Annotated in this window: 8 protein-coding genes and 2 pseudogenes; 8 read left to right on the top strand and 2 right to left on the bottom strand. The window is 58.7% G+C overall.

Annotation, left to right across the window (positions count from 1 at the left end; all coding sequences use genetic code 11):
* Nucleotides 1-90 precede the first annotated feature (90 nt).
* The 5 genes and pseudogenes from E8M77_RS14270 to E8M77_RS14290 form a co-directional block, all read left to right on the top strand.
* Nucleotides 91-534 (top strand): annotated as a pseudogene (locus E8M77_RS14270) (HNH endonuclease); the annotation flags it as partial.
* Nucleotides 535-684: 150 nt separating this feature from the next.
* Nucleotides 685-912: a helix-turn-helix domain-containing protein gene (locus E8M77_RS14275; RefSeq protein WP_137131318.1), complete on the top strand. Its 228-nt coding sequence runs from the start codon at nucleotides 685-687 to the stop codon at nucleotides 910-912.
* Complete coding sequence (locus tag E8M77_RS14280) at nucleotides 909-2171, top strand: type II toxin-antitoxin system HipA family toxin (RefSeq protein ID WP_137131319.1); 1263 nt, start codon at nucleotides 909-911, stop codon at nucleotides 2169-2171. Before E8M77_RS14275 ends, E8M77_RS14280 begins: the two co-directional genes overlap by 4 nt.
* 454 nt (nucleotides 2172-2625) lie before the next feature.
* Nucleotides 2626-2829: an ArdC-like ssDNA-binding domain-containing protein gene (locus tag E8M77_RS14285; protein WP_137131320.1), complete on the top strand. Its 204-nt coding sequence runs from the start codon at nucleotides 2626-2628 to the stop codon at nucleotides 2827-2829.
* Between the two features lie 96 nt (nucleotides 2830-2925).
* A pseudogene (locus tag E8M77_RS14290) lies at nucleotides 2926-3102 on the top strand (IS3 family transposase); the annotation flags it as partial.
* Between the two features lie 219 nt (nucleotides 3103-3321).
* On the opposite strand, the gene rhaI reads toward E8M77_RS14290, so the two are convergent.
* Both rhaI and E8M77_RS14305 read right to left on the bottom strand, forming a co-directional pair.
* On the bottom strand, nucleotides 3322-4614 hold the full coding sequence (gene rhaI, locus E8M77_RS14295) for an L-rhamnose catabolism isomerase (protein WP_137131321.1): 1293 nt from the start codon (nucleotides 4612-4614) through the stop codon (nucleotides 3322-3324).
* A 272-nt stretch (nucleotides 4615-4886) separates the two neighbouring features.
* Nucleotides 4887-6983, bottom strand: coding sequence for a bifunctional rhamnulose-1-phosphate aldolase/short-chain dehydrogenase (locus E8M77_RS14305; RefSeq protein WP_137131323.1), 2097 nt, complete (start codon nucleotides 6981-6983; stop codon nucleotides 4887-4889).
* A gap of 204 nt (nucleotides 6984-7187) precedes the next feature.
* Between E8M77_RS14305 and E8M77_RS14310 the strand changes: the two genes are divergently transcribed.
* The 3 genes from E8M77_RS14310 to E8M77_RS14325 all read left to right on the top strand — a co-directional run bounded on the left by E8M77_RS14310 (nucleotide 7188) and on the right by E8M77_RS14325 (nucleotide 10861).
* Entirely contained in the window at nucleotides 7188-8000 is an 813-nt protein-coding gene (locus tag E8M77_RS14310; protein WP_137131324.1) for a DeoR/GlpR family DNA-binding transcription regulator, read from the top strand.
* Between the two features lie 60 nt (nucleotides 8001-8060).
* Nucleotides 8061-9065 (top strand): rhamnose ABC transporter substrate-binding protein, encoded by a 1005-nt coding sequence (gene rhaS, locus E8M77_RS14315; protein WP_137131325.1) that lies wholly within the window; start codon nucleotides 8061-8063, stop codon nucleotides 9063-9065.
* A 260-nt stretch (nucleotides 9066-9325) separates the two neighbouring features.
* Nucleotides 9326-10861 carry a sugar ABC transporter ATP-binding protein gene (locus E8M77_RS14325; RefSeq protein WP_170975885.1) on the top strand — a complete coding sequence of 512 codons (1536 nt, stop codon included), beginning with the start codon at nucleotides 9326-9328 and terminating at the stop codon, nucleotides 10859-10861.

The following is a 10861-nucleotide window of genomic DNA, read 5'->3' on the forward strand; positions in this document are numbered from 1 at the left end:
CGCAAACTCGAAAGCCAGCCATGGCGGATCATGTCTATCGGACGCAGAGAATGGGCCAATGGGTTCTGATCAATGAGGACGCGTATTACAGATGAAGCTCAAGCGCCGTTCATATTCGAGCAGGAGCGCGACCGGGTCACGCAACTCTCGTCGCGAATCGTTCGAAATCGGCTGTTTCGCCGGCTTGTTCTGCAGGCCTATGACAAACGATGCGCCATCACGGGATTGAAGCTCATCAATGGCGGCGGCCGAGCGGAGGTTGATGCCGCACATATTCGCCCCGTGGAAGCGAGCGGGCCTGACATTCTTTCCAACGGGATTGCGCTTTCGGGTACCGCGCACTGGATGTTTGACCGCGGTCTGATTGGCCTCTCGGATGATCTTGATATCCTCATCTCGCGTCAGGCGAACGATCCTGGCAGCATTCAAGGCCTCCTCAACAAGACCGGAAGGGCGATCGTTCCGGGCAGGGTTTTCGAGCGGCCACATCCCCAGTTCCTGAGGTGGCATCGTGAGAACTGCTTCAAGCAGTGAACACTAGGGTAGTCTTGCCCTGTAGGATATTCATCCCGAACGGGTCTATTTCGGTGTTTTAACGCAAGTGTCCTTGCAAATCATCCCGATCGGTTCTTTTGTCTTCCCTTTGGACTTTCTGATGATATAATCGTCCCGATAGGGGTGATTATGGAAAAGATCAAAGATACGAAAAGCCTCGGCATGCTGATCCGTCAGGAGCGCAAACAGCAAGGATTAACGCAAGAGCAGCTCGCCGGGATGATTGGCGTTGGCGTACGTTTTCTGCGTGAACTCGAAGCCGGAAAAGAGAGCTGCCAGATTGGCCGTGCGATGCAAGTCCTGGCTGGTCTTGGCCTCGTCGTTTCGGTCGGGCGTCGCCAGAGTTTGCGATCATGACCCGGGTATTGGACGTCTATTTTCGCGACACCAAGGCTGGCGTGCTCGGCCGGCTGGACGACGGCCTGCTAACCTTCACCTATGGCGACGCGTATCTTCTGGACCAAAGATCGTGGGCGATATCGTTCTCAATGCCCCTGCAAGAAGAACCCTTTGGTGATCAGGTGGTGCGCCCGTTTTTCTCCGGTCTCTTGCCGGACGAAGGCGCGCGGCAACGGCTTGCTGGCGCGCTCGGCCTTTCGGCAGGCAACGCCTTCGGACTGTTGGAAGTTATCGGCGGCGAATGCGCAGGTGCCTTGTCACTCTATCCCACGGGCACGGCACCCGAACCTTCCGGCCAATCCCACGCCGAAATTCTCAATCCGGAACGTCTGGATGAAATTCTCAGCAGGCTGCGGACCCGCCCTCTGCTTGGTGGAGACGAGGGCATTCGTCTATCGCTCGCCGGCGCGCAGGATAAACTGGCGGTCATTGTCGATGGAGATTCCATTGCCCTGGCAAAAGACGGCAGACCAACGACCCATATCTTGAAACCAGTCATCCAGGCGTTGGAAGGCACGGTGGAGAACGAGTATTTTTGTATGCGCCTTGCTGCGCGCCTCAAGCTGCCGGTGCCCCATGTTGAGATTCGCTTGGGCGGAGCCACTGCTTTTCTCCTGGTTGAACGTTATGATCGGACGAAGGCTGCAGACGGCATCATTGAGCGCCTGCACCAGGAGGACTTCTGCCAGGCGCTTAGCGTTCCGCCCGAGTTGAAGTATGAGGCAGAGGGCGGACCGGGAACAGAACGATCTCTCGGGCTGATAGACCAGGCCTGCGCGAGACCTGTCGCGGATCGGTTACAGTTCATCCGAATGCTGATCTTCCATTATCTCGTGGGCAACGCCGACGCCCACGGCAAGAACTACGCCCTGCTTTACGGCTCCGATACACCGGATCTGGCACCGATCTATGATGTCGTTTGCACGGCCGTCTATCCCCGCTTGTCAAAGAGGCTCGCCATGAAGATTGGCGGCCGCGATGTGCCCGACACGATCCAGCTGAAGCATTGGACGACACTTGTGCCTGACACCAAATCTGCTCAACGCATCCTTGTTCGAGACCTTGCCCAAATGGCCGAGAGGATTGGGAGCGAGGCTGATGCCCTTGTTGCCGATTTGGCCAACGAAGGGGTCAAACATCCTATCCTGGACGCAATTCTCAAGGTCATCGCAAGTCGGGCTGGATCGCTGCAGAGGATCACCGAACAGATGGCTTAGCAATGAATGGTCGGCAGAATGTGGCGGTCTGTCCCTTGGATAGGCCGAGGTGAGTTGCGCCGGGATTGCCATGACATTCACATAAGGTGGGACAACCTGCCCAGAATGGCGTGCGTCTGGTAACGCGACGCATCCTGCGGACCGGGCTGTCGTGAACCGAGCCCATAGTCTCGGCCATCCGGCTTCCATCCCTTGCGTTTGACGGGCAGCTTTTGCGGCCCGTTTGCTGAGCACGGCTCATTTCTGAGCCCTGCGACTTTCCGCGGTTTGTTGGGGGCTTGCAGCCCCGTCCTCCGTCAAGGCCAAGCCCTTCGGGCAAAAGCATCCGGGCCGTGGCTCGGCGTTCGCCTGCGCCCGCACCACCCCGGACGCGTTTGGTCTGGACGGTTTCCCCCCTCTCTTCGCCAGAGGGGCAGATCGGTTGCATGCGCAACCCGATCAAAGGAAAAGGGACATGAAGAACGATGTTTACAGCCAAGTGACGGATAAGATTGTCGCCGATCTGGAAAAGGGCGAGCTGACTTGGCTGAAGCCTTGGAGTGCTGGCCATATGGAGGGAAGGATCACCAAACCATTACGGCACAACGGACTGGCCTATAGCGGCATCAACGCCTTGATGCTGTCCCGGATCAGCGCCCATGAGGCAGATTTGGTTTAATTGAGAAGAGAGGATTTTCGGCTCATCGTAGCTCATTCAAAGGAAGCGAAGATGAGATAGAAATCCGGGCCGCAGACATCGACGGTCGAGAAGACAATCAAGGACATTCGCCGCGCGACGCGCAAGCATCATTCGGCCGAGGACGAAATCCGCATCGTGCTGGAAGGCCTGCGTGGCGAAGACAGCATCGCCGTGATCTGCCGCCGTGAGGGGATCGCCGAAAGCCTGTCTTATAGCTGGCCGAAGGAATTCCTTGAGGCGGCCAAGATACGGCACATTTTCAACGTTGAAGACATTTAGCGCGGGCAACGAAACTGCGTTCGCATTTCGCCATCTCTTCAGCAAGTAGAAATGACTCATGGCGCGTCGTGCATCGTTTGACCCTGGACGTAACCAGTGTGACCGGTCTCATCACTGCGATCCCGATGGCGAACGGCCTGCAACTGCGCGATAGCAAGGCGGCCATAGCCGCCGCCCGGCTGATCCTCTGTCTCAGACAATGCCTCCGGAGCCGCCCTTGACGGCGGGACGTTGTGCGGCAACCCTTGCGCGGTAACCGCTCGACCGATAGGCGGCAACGGGATCGATAGCGCCGCCCGTGCGACGGCGGGCCTCAGCCAGGATCGGTTCCACATCGGTGCGATAGGCGCGCTTCAGGGTGTCGCTTGCCATCAGCGCATCATTGCCGGCCTGAAAGCCCTCAAGGCCTGCCCGATCCACCAGAAGCGCCTGCGCATAGGCACGGCGGATCTCATTGGCTGATGAAATGAGGCTCTCGATTGGGTCGGTGACATTATGGCTCTGGTCGATCATGTGCGCCGGGTGAAAGCCCTTCACGCCCCGGTGTTCGGCATCTACCAGTTCGTTGAACACCAGGAATAGGCGATAGGGCTCGACGGAGCCGGCATCCAGATCGTCATCGCCATATTTTGAATCGTTGAAGTGGAAACCGCCGAGCTTGCCGAACTGGATCAGGCGGGCAACGATCATCTCGATATTGGTATTGGGCGCGTGATGGCCAAGATCAACGAGGCAGAAGGCCTTTTCGCCCAGCGTCTGGGCGATCATGTAGCTTGTGCCCCAATCCTGCACGACGGTGGAATAGAAGGCCGGCTCATACATCTTGTGTTCGGAAAACAAGCGCCAGTCATCCGGCAAGGCCTTGTAGATGTCGCGCATGGCATCGAGATAGCGTTCGAACTGGCGGGTGAAATTCGTCTGTCCGGGGAAGTTCGAGCCGTCGCCGATCCACACGGTCAGCGCCTTGGAGCCCAGTGCTGCGCCGATTTCGATACATTCGATATTGTGCTCCACCGCCTGGGCGCGGGTTGCCGCATCCCCATGGCTGAGCGAACCGAACTTGTAGGAATGCAGCTGGTCGGGCGCGTCTGAAAACGTGTTGGAATTCATCGCATCAAAGCCGAGACCCAGTGCTGCGGCCTTGGCCTTCAACTCGCCCGGATCTGCCTTGTCCCATGGGATGTGTAGCGACACGGTGGGCGTTGCGCGGGTTAATTGCTGGATGACGCTGCAATCATCGAGCTTGTCGAAGATATGGCGCGGCTCGCCGGGGCCAGGGAAACGGGCAAAGCGTGTTCCGCCGGTGCCGACACCCCATGAGGGAACGGCGACGTAAAACTCCGAGACCTTTTTCGTGATGGCGCCGATATCGGTGCCGCTGCGAGCGAGTTTTTCACCCAGCGCCGCGTAATCGGCGGCCTGATCTGCTGCATGTCGGTCATTGTGTGCAGCGATCACGTCGCCTGCAATTTTCAGATCTGTCATTGGTTCCTCCCAAGTAGATCATTCATTCTCGATGGTTGCGCCATCTTAAGGCTTGCATTGTGGACGGTACCCCCCTCTGTCCTGCCGGACATCTCCCCCTCAAGGGGGGAGATCAACAGAACCGCCACCGCCTTACCCTGAAAAGATGCCAGGACGGTTCGGCATATCGATCTCCCCCCCCCTTGAGGGGGAGATGCCTGGCAAGGCAGAGGGGGGGCTAAATCAGACTGCAAGCGCAGAATGGCATCCCGTTTCAGCGAGATAGTGTCACTTCACCGCGTAAAGCTCTGCGCATTGCCGGCATCGACATTGATGATGTTGCCGGTCGATTTGGCTGAAAGATCCGACGCCAGGAAATAGATGGCCTCGGCGATGTCTTCCGGAAACACATTGAGCTTCAGCATCGAGCGCTTGCGGTAATGCTCTTCCAGATCGTCCACCTCGATCTTGGACGAGGCAGCGCGCTGTTCGCGCCACTCGCCGTTCCAGATCTTGGAGCCGCGCAACACCGCATCCGGGTTGACGGTATTGACGCGGATGCCGGCATCCGCCCCTTCCAGCGCCAGGCAGCGGGCGAGATGGATTTCGGCGGCCTTTGCCGTGCAATAGGCCGAGGCATTGGGCGAAGAGGCAAGGCCGTTCTTGGAGGCGACGAAGACCACGTTGCCGCCGAGCTTCTGGCGGCGGAAGAGACGGAAGGCTTCGCGCGAGACGAGGAAATAACCGGTCGCCAGAATGCTGATATTCTTGTCCCACATGGCAAGCGTGGTGTCTTCCACCGGCGCCGAGGAGGCAATGCCGGCATTGGAGACGAGGATATCGACGCCACCGAATTCGACGCAGGCGGCCGCAAAGCTGTCGATGACGGCGTTTTCCTTCGTCACGTCGAGCGTGACAGCGCGTACCGCATCGGCGCCGTGGCGTTTGGCAAAGTCGGCAAGCGTTGCGGCAAGCGCATCCGCATCGATATCGGCCAGAACCACGCAGGCGCCTTCGGCAACCAGGCGTTCAGCGGTTGCCCGGCCAATGCCGCCGGCACCGCCGGTGACGAAGGCAACCTTGCCGGCAAGGCTTTTCGGCTTTGGCATGCGCTGAAGTTTTGCCTCTTCCAGCAGCCAGTATTCGATATCGAAGGCTTCCTGTTCGGGCAGGCCCTGATATTCGGACACGGTGGAGGCGCCGCGCATGACGTTGATGGCGTTGACATAGAATTCGCCGGCAATGCGGGCGGTCGCCTTGTCTTTCGCAAAGGAGAACATGCCGACGCCGGGTATAAGGAAGATCACCGGGTTCGGATCGCGGATTTTTGGGGAATTATCGTGGCGGCAGGCCTCGTAATAGCGCGTGTAATCGGCGCGGTAATCTTCCAGCGCCTTGTCGAGCGCCGAAATGACGGCATCGACATCCGGCTTGGCCGGGTCGAAATCGAGGATCAGCGGGCGGATCTTGGTGCGCAGGAAATGGTCGGGGCAGGAGGTTCCCAGATTGCCGAGCGGCTTCAATTGCGCAGAATTGACGAATTCCAGCACGGCATCCTGATCGTCGAAATGGCCAAGCTTGCGCTCGGCCTTACCGATGCGGCCGCGGATTTCCGGCATCAGTCTGGCTGCCACGGCGCGGCGCTCATCGGCGGGAAGGCTCACCGTGACGCTGCCGCCAAAGATCAGCTTGCCATCGGTTTCTGCCGCAAACCAGGTGATCGCCTTGTTGATGATCTCAAGCGTCAGCAGATAGCAATCCTTGGCATCATTGGCCCAGGTAAACAGGCCATGGCTTTCCAGAACCACGCCCTTGGCTGTCGGATTGGCCTTCACAAAGGCTTCAAGATCAAGGCCCAGTTGAAAGCCGGGGCGGCGCCAGGGCAGCCAGCCGATTTCTGCGCCAAAGATCTGCTGCGTCAGTTCTCTGGAATTCTTGGAGGCGGCAATTGCGATGATCGCATCCGGATGCATGTGGTCCACATGGCTGAAATCGACGAAGCCATGCAGCGGCGTATCGATGGAGGCGGCGCGCGGGTTGAGGTTGAAGGTGCAATGGGGCAGGAAGCCCACCATGCGGTCTTCATCTTCGACGCCCTTGTAGATACCCTTCAGAGCATCCAGCTTCTCCTGGTAGAGCGTTGCAAAACCGTCCAGCTTGATCGTGCCGACATCGCCGCCGGAGCCCTTGACCCAGAGAACTTTGACCGTCTGACCGGTCAGCGGATCGGTTTCCATGACCTTGGCCGATGTATTGCCACCGCCATAATTGGTGATGCGCTTGTCGGCGCCCAACAGGTTCGAGCGGTAGAGCAGCTTGCCCGGTTCATCCAGGCCCGCTGCATAAGCGTCATCCCAGCGGTTATCGAGAAGGCGGGTTTTGCCCGTCATGGAAAGTCCTCCCAAGGTCGTGTCATTCGTGGCCACGCATCTGGTGACCACCTCCTTCTGGAACAGGGTATCGCGCAGGCTTGTGCAGTATGTCAATCAAAAACGATCACGATTGACCATTGTGCGCTGCAATATAATGTAATTTGATTGAAGATGATTGACATCAATCTTTTGCTAAGAATATATGAGCGGCAGGAGGAGCCCATGCACGAACGTGAACGCCATCGCATCATCCTGAGTGCCGTGCAGGAAAAACCTGTCATCACCGTGCAGGATATTGCCGAATTGACGGAGGCTTCCGAAGCCACGATCCGGCGCGATATTGCGGCCCTTCATGTGCAGGGCAAGCTGCGCCGGGTGCGCGGTGGGGCTGAAGCGGTGCATCCTCCACAGCTTGGCAATCTGGCGGCGCGGCCGTTCAGGGTTTCAGAATCGCTCAATATCGACAAGAAGCGCGCAATTGCGCGCGCCGCGGTGGAACTATGCGAAGAGGGCGATTCGATCATCATCAATGGTGGCACCACCACATTCCAGATGGTGCATTACATGTCGGCCCGCCGGTTTCAGGTGATGACGAATTCCTTCGTCATTGCCGAACATCTGGTGAAGCAGTCGAAATGCACGGTGAATGTGCCGGGCGGCGCGATCTACCGCGACCAGAGCCTGATCCTGTCGCCCTTCGAGAATGATGCCATCCGCCATTTCTATGCAAGGCGCATGTTCATCGGCGCGCAGGGCATTTCGGCGCTGGGTGTGATGGAGCCGGATGCGCTGGTCATCCAGAGTGAGCAGCGGCTGATGCGCCAGGCCGACGAATTGATTGTCATGGTCGATTCCAGCAAGTTTTCCCGTCGTTCGGCCATGATCCTCTGCCCGCTGGAAAGCGTGTCGACCATCATTACCGACGATGGAATTTCAGACGAGGCGGCGGCGATGGTGGAGAGCGTCGGCGTCAGACTGATTACCGTCAAGGCTTCGGCTGCGGCGGACAAGGAGAATACCCCTTCGGTCGCTTGAGGAGTGACCGTCGATCGTTGGGGGGAGTTCAACGGTCTTTGAACCTGGGAGGAATAAGACATGAAGATTTCGAGAAGACTGTTCGGTGCTGCATCGCTTGCGCTTGCGGCCTCCGTTTCCATGGCCGGCATGGCATCTGCGGCTGACATGAAGATCGCGATTGTCGTCAAATCGCTTGGCAATGGCTTCTTTGAAGCGGCCAACAAGGGCGCCGAGGAAGCAGCCAAGGAACTCGGTGGCGTCAAGATCATCTATACCGGCCCGACGACGACGACGGCGGAAGGCCAGATTGAGGTGATCAATTCGCTGATCGCCCAAGGGGTGGATGCAATCGCGATTTCCGCCAATGATCCGGATGCTGTCATTCCGGCGCTGAAAAAGGCCGCCCAGCGCGGCATCAAGGTGATTTCCTGGGATTCGGGCGTGGCACCTGCCGGCCGCATCATGCATCTCAACCCGTCGTCCAACGAGTTGATCGGCAAGATGTGCCTGACGCTTGCCAAGAACCACCTGCCGGGCGGCAAGGGCGATTTCGCCATTCTATCGGCCACCACCACCTCCACCAACCAGAATATCTGGATTGCGGAGATGAAGAAGCAGCTGAAGGATTTCCCCGGCCTGACCCTTGCCACCACCGTCTATGGCGATGACCTGGCCGACAAGAGCTACCGCGAAGCGCAGGGGCTTTTGAAGTCGCAGCCGAATGTGAAGGTGATCGTTGCCCCGACCACCGTTGGTGTTCTGGCCGCTTCGCAGGCGGTGAAGGATGCCGGCAAGATTGGTCAGGTCTATGTGACCGGTCTTGGCCTACCGTCTGAAATGGCGGGTGCCATCAAGTCCGGTGCGACGAAGGAATTTGCCATCTGGAACCCAATCGATCTCGGCTACTCGGCCACGCAGATCGCCTATCATCTCGTCAAGGGTGATGCGACCGGCAAGCCGGGCACGGAGATCAAGGCCGGCCGCATGGGCTCGATCAAGATCGGTGAGAATGGCGAAGCCGCGATGGCCGACCCGTTTGTCTACAATGCAGGCAATATCGACCAGTTCTCGAAGATCTTCTGATTGGTCTGTGGACGTCAGGCGGGAGCGGTATTGTTTACCCCCCTCTGCCCTGCCGGGCATCTCCCCCTCAAGGGGGGAGATCGGATGGGCGCGCCGCCTTTATCCACCTTCAACCTTTTTGCTCTCGGTATCCACCGAGGGATAGCTGCAGAACCGGGCTAGCTGTCTTGCCGATCTCCCCCCCCCCTGAGGGGGAGATGTCCGGTAGGACAGAGGGGGGTGCTCGGCTGCGATGACATTGAAACTGACCGGTCGAGCACATGATGCCTTTACGAAACCAGCCAATCGTAACCGAGTCGATCTCGGCCACCACCGCCATTCTGGAAATGCGCGGCATCAGCCAGATATTTCCGGGCGTGAAGGCGCTTGATCAGGTATCCATCAGCCTCTATCCGGGCCAGGTGACGGCGCTGATCGGCGAAAACGGCGCCGGCAAATCCACGCTGGTGAAAATCCTCACCGGCATCTACCGCCCCAATGAGGGCGAGATCCTGATCGACGGGCAGGCCGTGACATTTGCCAGCGCGCAGGCCGCCATCGATGCTGGCGTCACCGCTATTCACCAGGAAACCGTGCTGTTTGATGAGCTGACGGTTGGCGAAAACATCTTTCTCGGTCACGCGCCGCGCGGGCGTTTCGGCACTATCGACTGGGCCAGTATCCATGCTCGCTCGCGTGACCTTCTGCGCCAGCTGGAAAGCGATATCGATCCAAAAATCCGGCTGAAGGACCTGTCGATTGCCCAGCGGCATCTGGTGGCGATTGCCCGTGCGCTATCCGTCGATGCGCGCATCGTCATCATGGATGAGCCGACAGCGGCTCTGTCACGCAAGGAAATCGACGACCTGTTTCGTATTGTCGAGGGCCTGAAGCGGCAGGGCAAGGCGATCCTCTTCATCAGTCACAAGTTCGACGAGGTCTATGAGATCGCCGAGAATTTCGCCGTGTTTCGCGATGGCAAGGCGGTAGGCCATGGCCGCCTGAAGGAAACGCCGCAGGCGGAAATCGTCCGGCTGATGGTTGGTCGTGATGTGCATGATGTTTTCCCGAAACTTTCCGTCGAGATTGGCGGCACTGTGCTGGCGGTACAAAATTACTGCCACCCGACCGAGTTCCACGATATTTCCTTCGAGTTGAAGCGCGGCGAAATCCTCGGTGTCTATGGGCTGATCGGTGCCGGGCGATCCGAGCTTTGCCAGTCGCTGTTTGGCATCACCCGGCCATCTTCGGGCAGGCTGGTGCTGGATGGCAGACCCGTCGAGATCCGCTCATCGGCGGATGCCATTGCCGCCGGCATCGTCTACGTGCCGGAAGAGCGCGGCCGTCATGGCCTGGCGCTGCCCATGCCGATTTTCCAGAACATGTCGCTGCCGTCGCTTGCCCGCACCTCGCGGGCCGGATTTTTGAGCGCTGCCAATGAGCTGAAGCTTGCCCGCCAATATGCCGAGCGGCTGGATCTGCGCGCCGCTGCCTTGTCGGTTCCGGTTGGAACACTGTCCGGCGGCAATCAGCAGAAAGTCGTCATTGGCAAGTGGCTCGCCACCCAACCGAAAGTGATCATTCTCGATGAACCGACCAAGGGCATCGATATCGGCTCCAAGGCCGCCGTGCATGGCTTCATTTCCGAACTTGCCTCCCAAGGCCTCTCCATCATCATGGTCTCGTCCGAACTGCCGGAAATTCTCGGCATGTCGGACCGGGTCATGGTGATGCGAGAGGGGCTGCAGGCGGGATTTTTCGAGCGGGCAGGCGCAACAGCCGAACAGCTGGTGCGCGCCGCAACCGGCAATGCGTGA

It is taken from the genome of Rhizobium sp. FY34, from assembly GCF_005222845.1.
GTDB lineage: Bacteria > Pseudomonadota > Alphaproteobacteria > Rhizobiales > Rhizobiaceae > Neorhizobium.